The sequence below is a fragment of the Cupriavidus sp. C2SS-8b genome (assembly GCF_057073745.1).
In genome coordinates, this window is sequence record NZ_CP172717.1 from 2,577,426 (window position 1) to 2,593,214 (window position 15,789).

The following is a 15,789-nucleotide window of genomic DNA, read 5'->3' on the forward strand; positions in this document are numbered from 1 at the left end:
GCGCAACTTGGCAGTCCCTGCCCGCTGAACTAGATTAGGTAGCATTTGCGCCACTCGCAGTCACTTACGTCCAGCCCGCAGCAATTTGCCCGCGCGACGCAGCGCGACAGGGAGCCCATGGCCCGCAGCCGTTGCCGCACTCGTTGCCGCACTCGTCCGCTCCGGCTCGTGCCCTGCCTGGGCGCCCTGGCGCTGCCCGTGTCATGGTCTGTGGCAGCGCAGCAAGAGACGAACGAAACAGCCGCCGACCAGGTCCACAACCTGCGCGAAGTCACGGTCGTCGCGCCGACCCCGCTGCCGGGCTTCACGATCGAGCGGCAGGCCTTTGCCGGCAATGCACAGACCGCGACCGACGGCGACCTGGAACGGGTCAAGGCCCCGAACCTGTCGGCCTTCCTGGCCGAAACCATGACCGGCGTGGTAGTCAACGACGGGCAGGGCAATCCGTTCGCGCAGGACATCCTCTATCGCGGCTACCGGCTGTCCCCCACGCTCGGGTCCGCGCAAGGGCTGTCGCTGTACCTGGACGGCGTGCGCCAGAACGCGGCGCTGGGCGATGTCATCCACTGGGCCGCGATCCCGGAGGCCGCACTCGCCACCATTACGCTGGTGCCGGGCAGCAATCCGCTCTACGGGCTCAATACGCTGGGCGGCGCGCTGGCGCTGCAGACCAAGTCCGGCGAGACCCACCCGGGCGTGGAGACCGACCTGAGCCTGGGCAGCTACGGCCGTGCGCGCCTCGATGTCAGCGCCGGCCAGAGGCTTGGCGATGGCTGGCACGCCTACGTTGCCGGCACGGGCTGGCGCGAGGACGGCTGGCGCGACCGCTCGGACAGCGACCTGGGCAACTTGTTCTTGAAGCTCGGCCGCTCCACCAGCGGCACGCAATGGAACGTGAGCGTGCTGGGCAGCGACAGCCGGCTGAGCGGCAATGGCCTGATGCCGGACAGCCTCTATGCCGCCGACCGCCGCGCGATCTACACCGCGCCCGACGTGACGCGGTCGCGGTCGCTGCAGATGGCCCTCAACGGCGCGCACCAGTTCAACGCGCAGGACCAGCTGCAGCTGACCCTCTACATGCGGCAGACCCGCACCCGCGCCAACAGCGGCGATATCAGCGACGGCTACCTCGACACCGCGCTCGGCTGCCAGGGCCAGGGCGGCAGCGCTGAATGCGAGGCCGACGATGCGCCTGCCAATGCCGTGCACAACAGCGCCACGGTGCGCGAGACCAGCTACGGCGCGTCGATGCAATGGTCGCATGACGGCGAGACCCACCGCTTCGCGCTGGGCGCCGCGCTCGACCTGAACCGTTCGCGCTACACGCAGACCACGCAGCAGGCCAGCTTCGACGATGCCCGCAATACGGTTGCCGATGCCGGCGCGCCGGTACTGACGCAGGCCGCGCTGGACGGACGCGACAGCACCGTGGGCCTGTTTGCCACCGACACCATGCGTTTGCTCGAAGGCACCTTCCTGACGCTGGCCGCACGCTGGAACCAGGGCCGCCGCCATACGCTGCTCAGCCTCCCCACGCAGTCCGACGAGCGTTTCACCTATTCACGGATCAACCCTTCCCTGGGCCTGACGCACCGGCTGCTCGACCGGCTGGTTCTGTTCGGCTCGGCCTCGCAGGGCACGCGCATGCCGACGGCCATCGAGCTCGGCTGCGCCGATCCCGCCAACGCCTGCCAGCTGCCCACGGGGCTGCAGGCCGACCCGTTCCTGCGCCAGGTGGTCACGCGCACGCTGGAGTTCGGCGGGCGCTGGCAGCCTGCCGACGCCAGCGAGATCACGCTGGCGCTGTACCGCAGCGACAATCGCGACGACATCGTGTTCCAGCGTTCCCCGGTCAGCCCGCTGGGGTACTTCTCCAACTTTCCGAAGACGCGCAACCAGGGCGTGGAACTGGGCGTGCGCCAGCGCCTCGGCCGCCTGACGCTGCGCGCGGGCTACAGCTATACGCAGGCCACCTACCAGGCCCAGGGAACGCTGCAGACGCCGTTTGCGGCGCCGGTGGCAGTGCAGCCCGGCACGCGCATGGCGGGCATCCCGCTGCATAGTTTCAAGCTTGGCGCCGATTGGCGCGCCACCGCGGCGCTGAGCGTGGGCGGCGACCTGCTGGTGTCGTCGTCGCGGCCGGTGGCCGGCAACGAGGATGGCGCGCTTAGCGCGCAGAACCCGGGCCTGTCCGCTACCGGCGGCTACCTGCTGCTGAACCTGCGCGCGAGCTGGCAGTTCCTGCCGCGCTGGCAGGTTTACGGCCGCATCGACAATGTGTTCGACCGGCGCTACGCCACCTATGGCCAGGCCGGCTATAACCTGTTCCCGGGCGGAGCGCTGCTGCAGCCGGGCGCCGCGGTGCCGGTGGAGCGCTTTGTCGCGCCCGGTGCGCCGCGGCTGTTCCTGGTCGGCGTGCGCTACGAGTGGGACGGGCGATGAACCGCGTCGTCACACCCCGATATCACCCATTTCCCGCCAAGGAGCCGTCATGACCTCACCCTCGACATTCCGGTGTGCCGCCGCGCTGCTGGGGCTTGCCGCCGCGCTGGCCGGGACGGGCCAGGCCCGCGCGGCGCTGGCCTTTGTCTCGACCGAAGGGGCCGGCATCGCCGTGATCGACCTCGACCGCATGGAACGGCTGCCGGGTCCGGCCATCGCGGGCAAGGGGCCGCGCGGGCTGGGACTGACCCCGGACGGCAAGTACCTGCTGACGGCCAACAAGGACACCGGCGATATGTCGGTGATCGACGTCGCGGCCGGCAAGGAAGTGAGGCGCGTGCCGATCGGCCAGAACCCGGAGTTCGTGCGCGTGGCCGGCGACCAGGCCTTCGTCACCTTCGAGCCCGGCGAGCGCGCCGGGCCACCGGGAAAGCCTGGCGCACCGACGCCGCCCGCGCAAGCGGGCAAGAAGGACGACGACTCGACGCTGCCAGCCGAAATCGCCGTCGTCGACCTGCGGACCTGGCGCGTGGCGCGCACCATCCGCAGCGGCCTGGAAACAGAGGGCATCGAGTTCTCGCGCGACGGGCGGCTGATGCTGGTCACCAATGAGGGCGACGATACGGTCACCGTCTACGACAAGGCGAGCGGCCGGCAGCTGCAGCGGCTGTCCATGCCCGCGGGCTCCCGTCCGCGCGGCATCCGCGCGAGCCCGGACGGCAGCCGCTATGTGGTGACGCTGGAATCGGCCAACGCGTTCCTGGTGCTGGCCGCCGACGACTACCGCGTGCTGCGCACAGTGCCAACGCGCACCGGGCCCTATGGCATCACGTTCGATCGCAGCGGCGCCCGCGTGTTCGTGGCGGCCTCGCGCGCGGACACGCTGCAGGTGTTCGATGGACAAAGCTATGCGCCGCTGGCCGATATTGCCGTAGGCAAGCGCTGCTGGCATTTCAGTTTCACGCCCGACGACGCCCGCCTGCTGGTCGCGTGCGGGCGCTCCAATGCCGTGCAGGTGTTCGACGCGCGCACCTACCAGCCGGTGCAGCAAATCGACGGCCTGCCGCTCGCATGGGGCGTGGTGACCTATCCGAAAAGCATCGGTTCGATCGACGCCCCCTGACAGACAAGCTACTGGCGCGCGGCCATGACGGCCGCCGCTGCCTTCGCGCCGGCCTGCTCGGCAATCGCGCGTGCGGTCAGCCCGCGGTCGTCTTGCAGCGCCGCATCGGCACCGCGCGACAGCAGCAGCTGCACGACCTCACCTTTGTCATAGCCGGCCGCCCACATCAGTGCCGTGAGCCCATGCTGGTAGCGCGCGTTGACATCCACGCCGGCATCGAGCAACTGCTTCACCACGCCAGCCTGGCCCTGCCCGGCAGCGTAGACCATCGCGGTCTTGCTGATGCGGTCCGCCGCGTTGAGATCGGCATGGCGTTCCAGCAGCATCGCGGTGATGTCCTGGTAGCCGCCGAACGCCGCCGCCATCAGCGGCGTGACACCCTGCAGGTTCGGCTGGCTGACATTGGCGCCATGATCGACCAGCGTGCGCGCCATGCCGGTCAGCCCGCGCTTGGCCGCGGTGATCAGCGCGGTGTCGCCGATGCGGTTGCGCGAATCGACCGCGGCGCCTTGCTGCAGCGCGCCGCGCACGCCGGCCTCGTCGCCCGCGCGGGCCGACGCCAGCAGGCGGGCATTCAGACTGACGTCATCCTGGGCCCGGACTGGCGCTTGCAGGCACATTGCCCCGAGCAGGCACAGCCCCAACCTGGAAACTCTCTGCACTGCGCGGTTCATCCTGCGACTCCTTCAGGCTGTGGCCGGTGCGGCTACCGCTAAGAGTTTGGTGTGCGCAAAGCACAAATTCAAGCGCAGCGTGGAATGCTGCAATGCACGGAGAATGCGCGACTTGCGCCCGCGCCGCATAAGGCCGCGCGTATTGGTTGTCTTGTGCACATTCTTGCCTATACTGCCCTCACCTCGGACCACTTCGTTGCGCGGCCGGGCCAATCTGTGCGCCGCGCCGATGTCCTTGCGCGCGCCGTGCACCGGCGCACGAAACAGGCGCGCCCGGGCTACAAGATCGAAAAAAGGAGCGTCCCATGCTCTCTGTCCGTCGTCTCTCCCGGCATGCCCTTCCTCTGCTGCTCATGACCCTTGCCTGCGCCGCCTACGGCGCCGAGGAGATACAGGGCGGCGCGACCACCGCGGGGTCGCCGATGTCCGGCGCTCTGCGTCCTGTCACCCAGGCACAGCTCGATGGCGCACTGACCAACAGCAACGACTGGCTGCACTCGAACGGCTCCTACGGCCAGACGCGCTACTACGCCGGCAGCCAGATCAACACGAAGAACGTCGCCAAGCTGCGGCCCGCGTTCGTGTTCCAGACTGCCGTGATGGAGTCGATGGAAACCGCGCCCATCGTCGTCAACGGCGTGATGTTCCTGACCACGTCATATAACCACGTCTACGCCGTCGACGCGGTGACCGGCAAGGAGTTCTGGCACTACAAGCACAAGATGGGTCCGGTCACGACGTTCTGCTGCGGCCCCAACAACCGCGGCGTGGCGATCAGCGGCGACCGTCTCTACATGGGCACGCTCGATGCCAAGCTGGTGGCGCTGGACGCGAAGACCGGCAAGCTGCTGTGGGAAACGCAAATCGCCGATCCTGAACTGGGCTATTCGGAAACCATGGCGCCGGTGGTGGTCGACGACAAGATCCTGATCGGCACCAATGGCGGCGAATACGGCATCCGCGGCTTCGTCAAGGCGTTCGGTGCCAACGACGGCAAGCTCCTGTGGACCTTCTACACGATTCCCGACAAGGGCCATGAAGGCGTCTGGGCCACCAAGGACGCCACCGGCCGCGACATGAAGCGCGACATCGCCGCCGAGAAGAAGATGCTGGCCGACAAGGGCGGCGACTTCTACAAGACCCTCGGCGGCGGCGTGTGGATGGCGCCGGCGGTCGACCGCGCCAACAAGCTCGTGATCTTCGTCGTGGGCAACCCGTCGCCTGACTTGTACGGCGCGATCCGCCCCGGCGACAACCTCTACACCGATTCGCTCGTCGCCGTCGACTTGAACACCGGCGCCTACAAGTGGCACTCGCAATATATCGCCCATGACGTCTGGGACCTCGACGCGGTCAGCCCGCCGATCCTGGTCGACGTGCGCGACGAGAAGGGCGCCATGGTTCCCGGCGTGATCCACGGCGGCAAGACCGGCCACGTCTACGTGCATGATCGCCGCGACGGACGCCTGATCCGCTTCTCCGACGCCATGGTGCCGCAGGAAAACATGTGGACGCTGCCGACGCCTGCCGGCGCGCGCATGCTGCCCGGCGCCAACGGCGGCGTGGAATGGTCGCCGATGGCCTTCAACCCGAAGCTGCGCCTGGCCTATGCGGCCAACCTGCACCAGCCGATGACGTACCAGGTGGAAGACGCGCCGTACCCGGGCGGCAAGCTCTGGCTGGGCGGCGCCTTCAAGACGATCCCGAGCGAGCAGCAGTGGGGCAAGCTGTCGGCCGTCAATATCGACACGGGCAAGGTGAAGTGGGACTTCAAGACCGAGCAGCCGCTGATCGGTGGCGTGCTGGCCACCGCGGGCGGCCTGGTGTTCAACGGCGAAGGCAATGGCCTGTTCCGCGCCTTTGACGCCGCCACCGGCAAGAAGCTGTGGGAGTTCCAGTGCGGCGCGGGCGTCAATGCGCCGGCGGTGTCCTACATGGTCGGCGGCAAGCAGTACATCGCCGTGGCCGCGGGCGGCAATACGCAGCTCGACTTCAAGCGCGGCAACAGCATCTTTGTCTTTGCCGTGCAGTAAGCCCTACGCCGGCAACGTTCATGACAGACCTGAACCCACCGCGCCGCAGCCGCCCCTCGGGGCGGCTGCTGGCGCTTGGCTTGCTGCTGTGCGCCGGCGGCGCGAGCGGCCTGGCACGCGCGGACGCCGCCGCGGGACAGGCCAAGGCGCAGGTGTGCGTGGCCTGCCACGGGCCGCAAGGCAACTCGACCAACCCGGCCTACCCAGTGCTGGCCGGCCAGACCGCACGCTACCTCACCCTGCAGTTGCGCGACTTCAAGGAAGGCCGCCGCAGCGATCCGGTCATGTCGCCGATGGCCGCGCCGCTCTCGCGCCAGGACATGCAGGACCTGGCCGACTACTTCGCCGAGCAGAAGCCGATGCCCTCCACCTACAAGGTGGACGCCGCGCGCGTGGAGGCCGGCCGCAAGAAGTCCGAGGAAGTGCTGTGCACCATGTGCCACCTTGGCGGATTCGCCGGCCAGAACGAGATCCCGCGCGTGGCCGGGCAGCAGTACGCGTATATCGTGAAGCAGCTCGAAGACTTCCGCGCCAAGAAGCGCACCAACGACGCCGGCAACATGACCAGCGTCTCGCGCAACCTGAGCGACGACGATATCCGCAACCTTGCGAACTACGTCACCAACCTGAACTAGGGCGCCGCCAGGCGCTCAGGCCGGCTCGGCCTCGCTGTCGGCAATCTGGTATTTGCGCATCTTTTCCCACAGCACCTTGCGGCTGATGCCCAGGCTGGCGGCGGTGTCCTGGCGGCGCCAGCCATTGGCGTCGAGCGCGGCCAGGATGCGGCGGCGTTCCTCCCCGTCGGCGCGCCAGTCGGCCTGGCGGTCGCTGCCGTCGAAGGCGCCGGGGTGCAGCATGGAGAAGAACGGGCGGATGCGGTCCGGGTCCCAGTCGCCCGCCTGGCGCGCGGCAATGCCCACGCGCTCGGCCAGGTTGCGCAGCTCGCGCACGTTGCCGGCGAAGAACGCGGTGCCGACCGCGCCCTTGAGCCAGTCCGGCATCGGCGGCAAGGCGTCGAAGGCGGCGGGCCCCAGCATGTGGCGCAGGAAGGACGTCAGCAGCGCAACCTTGTCGGCCATGCCGCGCTCTTCCAGGCTGGGGATCCGCATCTCGATCACTGCCAGGCGGAAAAACAGGTCGGCGCGAAACCGGCCCTGCCGCACGGCATCGCGCAAGTCCTTGTTGGTCGCTGCCACCAGCCGGAAATCAAGCTTCACGTTCATGGTCGAACCGAGCCGGGTCACCACGTTCTCTTCCAGCACGCGCAGCAGCTTGACCTGCTGGAACAGCGGCAGGTCGCCGATCTCGTCGAGGAACAGCGTGCCGCCATTGGCCTGCTCGAAAAAGCCCCGGTGCGCGAACGATGCGCCGGTGAACGCCCCCTTGGCATGGCCGAAGAACTGCGATTCGAACAGCCCGTCCGGAATGGCACCGCAGTTCACCGGCACGAACGGGCCCTTGCCGTAGGTCTGGTTGCGCTCATGGAAGAGCTGCGCGATGCGCTCCTTGCCGGCCCCGGTCTCGCCGTACAGCAACACGTTGCTGCTGAAGTCGGCAAAGGTGTCGACATGCGAGAGCAGTTGCTGCATGGCCGGTGAGCCGGCCACCAGGTCGGCGTGCGGCGCCCCCGCATCCTGCGCGGCCATCAATTGCGGCAACAATCGTCCGATCTGGTTGCGCAGGTCCGCGCCGGTGAAGTCGTCGGCCAGGATGTGCGCATACTCGGGCGGGAAGCGCCCGGGATCGGCCTCGCGGCCCGGCACCGCCACCCAGATCACCGGCATGCCATGCGCGGCTTCCCAGTCGAGTGCGGTAAAGCGCGCCGCGCCGATCACCGAGACGCTGATCACCGCCACGCACGGCTTGGTGCGCGCCGCGGTCGGCATGGCTTCGAGCGCTCCCGCGCGGATCACGTCCACGCCAAGCGGCGACAGGAAGCGCGTCACGCGGTCGGCAATCTCGTACTTGCCTTCCCAGACGTAGACTTCGAGGTTTTCGTAGGCCCAGCGGTCACTATTCATTGGATTCTGCTATCAGATCAGGCGATGGGTCGCGGTCAAGGCTCAGTACACCAGTTCGGCATTGTTGCAATCAATGTTGTGCAGCCAGAGATCGGCGGTGCCGAGTTGCAGGCCCAAGGAGCCCAACAAGGGAACAAGGACGCTGTCCAGGGCGGTGCCGAGCAGCGCCAGGACTGGCGTCACGATGCTCAGGTCGACGCCCAGGTACGGCGAGCCGAGCAGCCTTGCCTCGAGCTGCAATTTCAGCAAATTCTGCAGCACGCCGCCGACGGGGTCGCCACTGCCAATTTGCGCATGCCCGCCCGGCGCCAGCGTGACGTCCGTACCGGCGCCGACGGCCTGCTGCGGGTTGTCATAGGCCCAGACGTCAAGTAACGGGAACAGGACCAGACTTACCGTACCAATTTTGACGGCCCCGCCCGCGCACCCCGTTCCCGCTGCATTGGCAAGGCAGGCATTCACCAGCGAAGGCGTGACATGCAGCGTGGCGCGCCGGTCCGCCGGCGCGGCCGCGCACTGCAGGCTGGTGAGCGATGCGTCCGCGCGTGCCGCTTCAACATAGAGCGGCACGTTGAGATTGACGATGCCGGTGTTGACACTCGCGCCCAGTGCCAGCCCTACCTGCGACGTATGCGCGGTGGTCTGCCAGGTCGCCGGGCTGTCGCTGACTTTGCGCGCCGGACCGACCGCCATCACCGGCGGCTGGATCACGCGCAGCTTTACGCTCAGGCCGCCAAGACCCGCCGGCAGCGTACCCGTGACCGGCACCGTCAGCGCGGCATTGCCATTGGCGAGTTGCGCCCCGGCCAGCAGCAGGTTCGCCACGTTCAGCCCGACCTCCGCCGCCGACGATGCCGCGGGGGCCAGCACACCGAGATCGATCAGCTGCGCGAGCGTCATGTTGGCCGATGCCCCGCTGAGCCCGAGCTGGGTGGGCGGGCTGCCGAGGGCCGTGGTCAGCAGCGCATCCTTGCCCGCAGCGCCCAGTACCAGCGCATCGAACTGCTGCAAGGTGAGCCGGGTGTTCAGGAGCTCCGCCACCGTGCCCACGCCGAGCTTGAGCCGGAGCTGGTCCAGCGTCACGCTGGCATCGAGCAGGCCCTGCCAGTCGGCCGCCGAGAAGTTGACCGAGTTGCCCAGCAGCAGGCCCAGCAGGCTGTTGGCCGAGTTGAACGCCAGCAGCCCGCTGCCCAGCGAAAACGCCGCCACCGGCGGGCTGCCGCTGGCAATGGCTTCCGCATGCAGCTGGCGCGACTTGCCGCCGGGGAACACGAACAGGATCGGCACGGTCTGCGTGGCTTGCACGCGCACGGCATTGGGCGAGAGCCTGGTCGCGTCGTAGGCCGCGTTGAAATGCCGTGCCGTATCGGCGCCGCTGGTGTACGCCGGGTCCCACACGCCGAGGCAGGCCGTCATGGCGTCCGCACCGCCCGCGGCGACGTTGGCGCAGCCCATGGCAATGCCCGATGGATAGCCATTCTGGCTGCCGATGTTCTGCACAGTACTGAGTACGCCCGCGCCCTGCGCGGCGGCATCGGTCGCCAGCTTGAGCTGTTGCGCGCCGGAAAGCGCGGCCAGGTCGACCATGTTCTGCAACTGGCGCTGGCGGAAGAACACATGCCCGACATCGATCGACACCAGCGCGGCGAACACCAGCGTGACGGTAAGGATCACCGCCACGGTGCTGACCGCGCCGCGTTGGCGCGCGGAAGGTCGTCTCCGGCCCGACGTCATCGGCCGATGGGCTGTCCGGCCGATCCGGCCCGCACCGTGGTGGCATCGGCCTGCCCGGTGTAGAACTGCGGCAAGGCGAAGCGGAAGCTGTCGAGGTAGCGCTGGTAGCCCAGCGCCGCCTGTTCGCCCGTCATGGGCACCAGCGCGCCGGCCTGCGTGCCCTCCCGCTGGATCGCCAGGATGGCGCGGGTGCCCGCGCCCACTTCGCCAGCGACCGGGCGGCCAGCGGAAGGATCGGGCAGACCGGGCAGACCGGGAACTCCGGACTGCGGAAGTTGCGGCGCGTCCTGCGCGGCCGCGGGCAGTGCCTGCAGGGCCGCCCCCGCGGCCAGCGCCGCCAAGCAAGTGCGGAGTGTCATGGGATGGCTCCTTCCTGGGTGGCAACGGTGATGGGCCGGGCAATCGACACCACGGTGGTGGTGGTGGTGGTCGCGCTGGCATTGGCCACCGGCGCTCGCGTGGGTGCCGGCCGTTGCGGATTACGGTCGCGCGCCGCAGCCGCGCGCGCCACGCGATCGGCCTCCTTGCGGATGGCGCTGCGCGTGGCTTCGGGCAGCGCGGCGCGCTGCATGATGGCCGTCGCCTGGCTGCGCTTGCCGTCGGCCATCAGCCAGACCGCGGCATTGCTGATGGCGCGCGGATTGCGCGCATCGAGTTCAAGCGACTGCATGACCGGCACTCGTGCTTCCTGCAGCGCGCCCACCCGCATCAGCGCAAAGCCCAGGTCGCCGGCGATCTGCGGATTGACCGGGTCGAGCGCGGCCGCTTCGCGCAGTTCCAGGACCGCGCGGGCAAAGTCGCCCTGGCGCGCGGCAACCAGGCCCAGGCCATGGCGGGCATGCGCGGCCTGCGCGCCTTGCGCGGTGCTGGCCAGTTGCCGGTAGGCATCGACCGCCGCGGCATCCTGCCCGGTCTCGCGCAGCGCATCGGCGCGCATGGACAGCATCTCCGAGCCGTTGCCAAAGCGCTGCCGGTAGACCTCGATATGCGCGAGCGAGGCAAAGTAGAGCCCTTCCTGCTGCATCTTGCGGATCAGGCCCAGGTAGACGGCCTGGTCGTTGTATTCGGCACGCGCGGTCTTGTCGCGCAGCTTGGCCAGCTCGACCTGGGCCTCGGCCTGCTGGTTCATCATCGCGGTGCCGTTGTCGGCGGTCGCGCACGCTGCCAGCATGGCGGCCGCGCACACCGGCGCGGCCCTTCCCAATATGCGCAGGCCTGCTCGCGTCATTTCGTTCCCCCCATGTGTGCCAGCATGCGGATCACCCCGAGAAAGCCCGGGCCCGCGGTGATGATGAGCAACACCGGCAGCATGCTGACCACCATCACGCTGGTCATCTTGACCGTCAGCCTGCCGATCTCTTCCTTCATGCGCGACTTGCGCGCTTCCTGCATCCGCTGGCCGAACAGGCGCAGCGGCTCCTGCACCGCGCCGCCGTGACGGTCCACCTGCGTGAGCAGCGTGATCAGCCCCTTCAGGTTTTCGCTGTCGAACAGGCGGCCGATGCGCAGCAGCGTCTGCTCGCGCGAGCGGCCCGACGCGAACTGCTGGTTGGACAACGCCAGTTCCGGGCCCAGCACGCGCAGCATGGCGCCGAACTCGGACACGATGATCTGCAGGCTCTGGTCGATGGAAAGCCCCACGCCCTGCAGCAGCCGCAGCATGTCGATCAGCACCGGCAGTTCGTCTTCGACGCTGCGCGACCGCGCGCCGGCGCGACGACTCAGGTAGTGCTTGGGCGCCAGGTACGACACGGCAAAGGTGGCGAAGCCCCAGGCCGCGCACACCAGCACGCCCTGCCTGGCATGCCAGGCCACGGCGCCGACGGCGAGCAGCGCCGGCAGGTTGAGCCGCAGCATGCCGAATATCACGCGCGCGCGCAGGCCATGCCAGCCGCACTGTTCGAGCAGGCGCTGGTCCTCGGCCGAGACCACGGCGCGGCCCAGCCGTGAATCGAGCCAGTGTTCGTCGAGGCGCCCACCCAGGCGCGCCCCCAGCTGCGCGGCGGCGCCGGCCTGCGCGCCCGGCGCGGGCACCGCACCCGCTGGCGCGGCCCGCGCGGCGGCCGGCATGGCGCCCTGGCCGCTGGCGGCCGCGCCCGTCGCGGGCTTCGTGGCGCCCCCCGCCGCGCCAGCGCGGAGTCCAGGGTGCGCGCGGCCAGCCGGCGCCTGCGCCACTCGCCCAGCAGCGGCACGGTCAGCGCCGCCACGCCGCACGCGGCGGCAAGCAGGCTCAGGGAGATCAAGGTGGCGCGGTCCATGGTGTTCCTTCAGATCGACTTGGCCAGCCGGTACAGCATGAACGCCCCGGCCACCTCCAGGCCCAGCGCGCTCAGCAGCATGGTCTTGCCCGTGGGATCGCGCCACATCATCAGGATGTAGCCCGCGTTCAGCACGAACAGCGAACCCGCCACCACCAGCGGCAGCAAGCCCAGGATCCAGGCCGACAGCCGGGTTTCGGCCGACAGCGCCATCAGCTCGCGCTGGGCCTGCTCGCGGTCGCGCATGAAGGCGGCGGTACGCTCCATCATCACGTCGGCCCGTCCGCCGTAGCGCACCGACAGGCGCAGCACCGAGGCCACCAGCACCAGTTCCTCGACGTGGTAGGTGCGGCCCACCTGCAGCACGGCCTGGTCGAGTTCCTTGCCGGCGCGTTGCAGGTGGACGGCCTGGACCAGGCACTGGCGCAGCGGCGCCTCGGTATTGGCAATGGAGTTCTGGAACGCCGCCGGCACGCTGCTGCCGATGGCCATCAGCCGGACCACGCCATCGAGGAAGCCCGGCAACTGCAGCAACAGCTTCTGGCGGATGCGCCGCACGCGGTTCCAGAGCACGAACGCGACGACCGCCACGCAAACCGTGAGCATGGCCGCGGCGCCGACCAGCCCGCCCGCGGCGAGACCCACGACCGTCAGCAGCACGCATGGCACGCCGCCGGCCAGGTAGTTACGCCGTGTAGGCGCCAGGTCGGCACGGCGCAGCATGTCGTGCCAGCGTCGCCGCAGGTCGCGCGGCGCTTGCTGAAGCTGGGGATCCTGGGCCGGCGCATAGCGCAGCCGGACCTGCTCCGTCTGCGCGCGCAGGAACGCGTCCGCCTGCTCCTTGCGCGCGCGCGACTGGGCATTGGCCAGCAGCAACAGCCCCAGGCCGGTGATGACCAGGGCGATGGCCACGAGCAGCAGTGCGGCGCTAGACATCGAAGCGGTCATCCAGCATGAAGCCGCCCTGCGGGCGCATGCGGGCCAGCTTGGGCGAATGCGGGTTCAGGCCAAGCGAAAGCCAGCGGTCGACCTCGGCGCCGTCCGGGCCCGTGAACGGTTCGTGGCGGTAAAGCTCCTGCGTGGAAACGATGTTGTCGCCCAGCCCGGTCACTTCCGTGATCGACAGGATGCGGCGCTTGCCATTGGACAGGCGCCCGATCTGCACGATGAAATCGATCGCGTTGGCGATCTGCCGGCGCAGGCTCAGCTCGCTGCCCTGGAAGCCGGCAAAGCCGGCCAGCATCTCCAGGCGGTACAGGCATTCGCGCGGGCTGCTGGCGTGGATGGTGCCCATCGAGCCATCGTGGCCGGTGCTCATGGCCTGCAGCATTTCCAGCACCTCGCCGCCGCGCACTTCGCCCACGATGATGCGGTCCGGGCGCATGCGCAGGCTGTTGCGCAGCAGGTCGCGAATGGTCACCACGCCGGTGCCCTCGAAACCGCCGGGCCGGCTTTCCAGGCGCACCACGTGCGGGTGGTTGAGCGCAAGCTCCGCCGTATCTTCGATCGTGATCACGCGCTCGCCGTCCGGCACGAACGTGGCCAGCGCGTTCAGCAGCGACGTCTTGCCCGAGCTGGTGCCGCCGCTGACCAGGATATTGCAGCGGGCCTTGACGGCCGCCTCCAGCAGCTCCGAGATCTCCGGGCTCATGGTGCCCAGCGACTGCAGGTCCGCCGGCGTGAGCGGGTCCTTGCGGAACTTGCGGATCGACACCACCGGGCCTTCCAGCGCCAGTGGCGGCACGATCACGTTGATACGCCCGCCGTCTGGCAGGCGCGCATCGACCATGGGATTGGACTCGTCCAGGCGCCGCCCGATCGGGGCCAGGATGCGCCGCACGATGCGCAGCAGGTGGCCGCCGTCGGCGAACCGGACCGGAATCCGTTCGAGAACGCCGTGGCGGGACACATACACGTCCATATGCCCGTTGACCAGGATGTCCTCGACCGCGGGGTCGTTGAGCAGGTCTTCGATGGGGCCGAAGCCGGCCAGCTCCTTGGTCAGCGCCTCGGCAATCTGGCGCAGTTCCGCTTCGTTGATCGGAATGCGCCGCAGCCGCGTGAAGCTCTCCAGCTCAAGATCGACGAAGCGCTGGATGGCGGTGCGCGACCAGCGGCCGAACTCCGCGCCAAGCTCCTCGATGCGGGTGAGCAAATGCTCGTGCGCCGCCTCCTTGATGTTGTGGAACTCCTGCGAGACCGGGAACGGTGCGGGCACACTGTCCGAGAATTCAATCGCTTGCGTCATGTCAGTTTTCCAGGCAGGGCGATGCGCATGGCGCGCAACGCGACGGGCAGCTTGTTGCGCATGCGGGTCAGCAGCGCCGGCTCGGTGAGGCGCACCGTGCGGTAGCCGGTGTCGGACAGCAGGTCCACCAGCGCTCGCACGTAGGGGTCTTGGGGAACATCATCGGCCAGCACGGCCGCGCGGTTGACCGACTGCACCAGCGCTTCGCGGCGCTCGGGCAGGATGCCGACCGTAGGCACGTCCACGCGGCGGCGGATCATGTCGGCATCCAGGCCCAGGCGCGCGTCGAAGCGCGACACGACCAGGTGCAGGTCCTGGCGCTCGACCTCGCGCGTCTTGAGTTCCTGCACCAGTTCGGCCGCGGAAACGATCGCGCCGACGCTCTGCTCGGTGACCAGCACCACGGTGTCCGCGGCCTTGACGAGTTGCGCCGTGAACTCGGTATTGGTGAAGCCGCCGAGGTCGACGATCTGCAGGTCGAAGTACGCGCGCAGGCGGTCCAGCAGCGCGGTGGCGTCGGAATACGAGATGTCGCGCAGTTCGGCCAGCGAAGGCGGCAGGGGCAGGACGCAAGCGCCATTGGCATGACGCGACAGCGCGGTCTGCACGAACACCTGGTCGAAGCGGCGCCGGTTGCGCACGGCCTCGACAAAGTGGAAGCCCGGGCTCAGGTTGAGGTAGAGCGCGCCGTCGCGCGCCGGCAGGCCCAGGTCGTGCAGCAGCACTTCGGCGCGTGCGTCGGGCTTGTCGGACATGCCGCAGGCCAGCTGGCGGCGGGCCGCGGCGGCCAGGTTGACGGCCAGCGTGGTCACGCCCACGCCCGCGCGCGCGCCGAGCAGCACCATGATCTTGCCCTGGCGCGCGCTTTCGACCGGCCGCACCTGGTCGCGCGGCACCATCAGGCGCCGCACCACGGCCATCGCGTCGGCCGGCGCGTCGCGCAGGTCGATGAAGTCCCTGACGCCCATGCGCAGCGCGGCCAGCATCATGCCGGGCTCGTCGGCACGGCCAACCGCCACCAGCGGCAAGCCGGGGAAGACCTGCGTCAGCTGCTCGCCAAGCTTGGCCGAGGCCTGCGCGAGCTCCGGCGAAAAATGCAGGAACACCAGGCCCGGGCGCAGTTCACCGACACGGCCGACAAAGGTCTCGCCCGGCTGGCTTTCCATGATCAGCGTACCGGCGCCGCCCAGCAGCCCGCCGAGCCAGTCGCGCACATCGCCCTGTGTTGCGTGCAGCAGAAAATGGTCCATCATCCG

The 15,789-nt window shown here is 69.0% G+C and carries 13 protein-coding genes; 4 read left to right on the forward strand and 9 right to left on the reverse strand.

The genetic code is table 11. The features are described from left to right. Positions 1 to 198: 198 nt before the first annotated feature. Both ACIGJB_RS28595 and ACIGJB_RS28600 read left to right on the forward strand, forming a co-directional pair. On the forward strand, positions 199 to 2,442 hold the full coding sequence (locus ACIGJB_RS28595; protein ID WP_483733304.1) for a TonB-dependent receptor: 2,244 nt from the start codon (positions 199 to 201) through the stop codon (positions 2,440 to 2,442). Between the two features lie 49 nt (positions 2,443 to 2,491). Continuing rightward, a complete protein-coding gene (locus ACIGJB_RS28600) occupies positions 2,492 to 3,565 on the forward strand; it encodes a YVTN family beta-propeller repeat protein (protein ID WP_483733305.1) in 1,074 nt (357 codons plus the stop codon). 8 nt (positions 3,566 to 3,573) lie between these two features. On the opposite strand, the gene ACIGJB_RS28605 is transcribed toward ACIGJB_RS28600, so the two are convergent. Then, positions 3,574 to 4,239 carry an ankyrin repeat domain-containing protein gene (locus tag ACIGJB_RS28605; RefSeq protein ID WP_483733306.1) on the reverse strand — a complete coding sequence of 222 codons (666 nt, stop codon included), beginning with the start codon at positions 4,237 to 4,239 and terminating at the stop codon, positions 3,574 to 3,576. A gap of 353 nt (positions 4,240 to 4,592) precedes the next feature. Here ACIGJB_RS28605 and ACIGJB_RS28610 point away from each other — a divergent pair, with 353 nt between their 5' ends. Then, entirely contained in the window at positions 4,593 to 6,272 is a 1,680-nt protein-coding gene (locus ACIGJB_RS28610; RefSeq protein ID WP_483734690.1) for an outer membrane protein assembly factor BamB family protein, read from the forward strand. A 20-nt stretch (positions 6,273 to 6,292) separates the two neighbouring features. Then, on the forward strand, positions 6,293 to 6,907 hold the full coding sequence (locus ACIGJB_RS28615) for a c-type cytochrome (RefSeq protein ID WP_483733307.1): 615 nt from the start codon (positions 6,293 to 6,295) through the stop codon (positions 6,905 to 6,907). Positions 6,908 to 6,922: 15 nt separating this feature from the next. On the opposite strand, the gene ACIGJB_RS28620 is transcribed toward ACIGJB_RS28615, so the two are convergent. The 8 genes from ACIGJB_RS28620 to ACIGJB_RS28655 form a co-directional block, all read right to left on the reverse strand. Continuing rightward, positions 6,923 to 8,293, reverse strand: a complete 1,371-nt coding sequence (locus ACIGJB_RS28620) for a sigma 54-interacting transcriptional regulator (RefSeq protein ID WP_483733308.1) — start codon at positions 8,291 to 8,293, stop codon at positions 6,923 to 6,925. Positions 8,294 to 8,335: 42 nt separating this feature from the next. Continuing rightward, positions 8,336 to 10,027: a TadG family pilus assembly protein gene (locus ACIGJB_RS28625; protein WP_483733309.1), complete on the reverse strand. Its 1,692-nt coding sequence runs from the start codon at positions 10,025 to 10,027 to the stop codon at positions 8,336 to 8,338. After that, positions 10,024 to 10,386, reverse strand: a complete 363-nt coding sequence (locus ACIGJB_RS28630; RefSeq protein ID WP_483733310.1) for a DUF3613 domain-containing protein — start codon at positions 10,384 to 10,386, stop codon at positions 10,024 to 10,026. Before ACIGJB_RS28630 ends, ACIGJB_RS28625 begins: the two co-directional genes overlap by 4 nt. Further along, the gene (locus tag ACIGJB_RS28635; protein WP_483733311.1) at positions 10,383 to 11,255 is read right to left on the reverse strand and encodes a tetratricopeptide repeat protein; all 873 of its coding nucleotides are present in this window, start codon (positions 11,253 to 11,255) and stop codon (positions 10,383 to 10,385) included. The genes ACIGJB_RS28630 and ACIGJB_RS28635 overlap by 4 nt, the downstream gene beginning before the upstream one ends. Beyond that, the gene (locus ACIGJB_RS28640; protein ID WP_483733312.1) at positions 11,252 to 12,097 is read right to left on the reverse strand and encodes a type II secretion system F family protein; all 846 of its coding nucleotides are present in this window, start codon (positions 12,095 to 12,097) and stop codon (positions 11,252 to 11,254) included. Before ACIGJB_RS28640 ends, ACIGJB_RS28635 begins: the two co-directional genes overlap by 4 nt. Before the next feature lie 197 nt (positions 12,098 to 12,294). Beyond that, the gene (locus ACIGJB_RS28645) at positions 12,295 to 13,221 is read right to left on the reverse strand and encodes a type II secretion system F family protein (protein ID WP_483733313.1); all 927 of its coding nucleotides are present in this window, start codon (positions 13,219 to 13,221) and stop codon (positions 12,295 to 12,297) included. Next, complete coding sequence (locus ACIGJB_RS28650; RefSeq protein WP_483733314.1) at positions 13,214 to 14,533, reverse strand: TadA family conjugal transfer-associated ATPase; 1,320 nt, start codon at positions 14,531 to 14,533, stop codon at positions 13,214 to 13,216. The genes ACIGJB_RS28645 and ACIGJB_RS28650 overlap by 8 nt, the downstream gene beginning before the upstream one ends. Further along, entirely contained in the window at positions 14,530 to 15,783 is a 1,254-nt protein-coding gene (locus ACIGJB_RS28655) for a pilus assembly protein (RefSeq protein WP_483734691.1), read from the reverse strand. The genes ACIGJB_RS28650 and ACIGJB_RS28655 overlap by 4 nt, the downstream gene beginning before the upstream one ends. Positions 15,784 to 15,789 lie beyond the last annotated feature (6 nt).

What these genes read in the sequence shown, in the direction of transcription:
- ACIGJB_RS28600 (WP_483733305.1), top strand. Translation starts at nt 2,492, where the DNA reads ATGACCTCACCCTCGACATTCCGGTGTGCCGCCGCGCTGCTGGGGCTT.
- ACIGJB_RS28610 (WP_483734690.1), top strand. Translation starts at nt 4,593, where the DNA reads ATGACCCTTGCCTGCGCCGCCTACGGCGCCGAGGAGATACAGGGCGGC.
- ACIGJB_RS28635 (WP_483733311.1), bottom strand. Translation starts at nt 11,255, where the DNA reads ATGACGCGAGCAGGCCTGCGCATATTGGGAAGGGCCGCGCCGGTGTGC.
- ACIGJB_RS28605 (WP_483733306.1), bottom strand. Translation starts at nt 4,239, where the DNA reads ATGAACCGCGCAGTGCAGAGAGTTTCCAGGTTGGGGCTGTGCCTGCTC.
- ACIGJB_RS28630 (WP_483733310.1), bottom strand. Translation starts at nt 10,386, where the DNA reads ATGACACTCCGCACTTGCTTGGCGGCGCTGGCCGCGGGGGCGGCCCTG.
- ACIGJB_RS28615 (WP_483733307.1), top strand. Translation starts at nt 6,293, where the DNA reads ATGACAGACCTGAACCCACCGCGCCGCAGCCGCCCCTCGGGGCGGCTG.
- ACIGJB_RS28625 (WP_483733309.1), bottom strand. Translation starts at nt 10,027, where the DNA reads ATGACGTCGGGCCGGAGACGACCTTCCGCGCGCCAACGCGGCGCGGTC.
- ACIGJB_RS28620 (WP_483733308.1), bottom strand. Translation starts at nt 8,293, where the DNA reads ATGAATAGTGACCGCTGGGCCTACGAAAACCTCGAAGTCTACGTCTGG.
- ACIGJB_RS28640 (WP_483733312.1), bottom strand. Translation starts at nt 12,097, where the DNA reads ATGCCGGCCGCCGCGCGGGCCGCGCCAGCGGGTGCGGTGCCCGCGCCG.
- ACIGJB_RS28650 (WP_483733314.1), bottom strand. Translation starts at nt 14,533, where the DNA reads ATGACGCAAGCGATTGAATTCTCGGACAGTGTGCCCGCACCGTTCCCG.
- ACIGJB_RS28645 (WP_483733313.1), bottom strand. Translation starts at nt 13,221, where the DNA reads ATGTCTAGCGCCGCACTGCTGCTCGTGGCCATCGCCCTGGTCATCACC.
- ACIGJB_RS28655 (WP_483734691.1), bottom strand. Translation starts at nt 15,783, where the DNA reads ATGGACCATTTTCTGCTGCACGCAACACAGGGCGATGTGCGCGACTGG.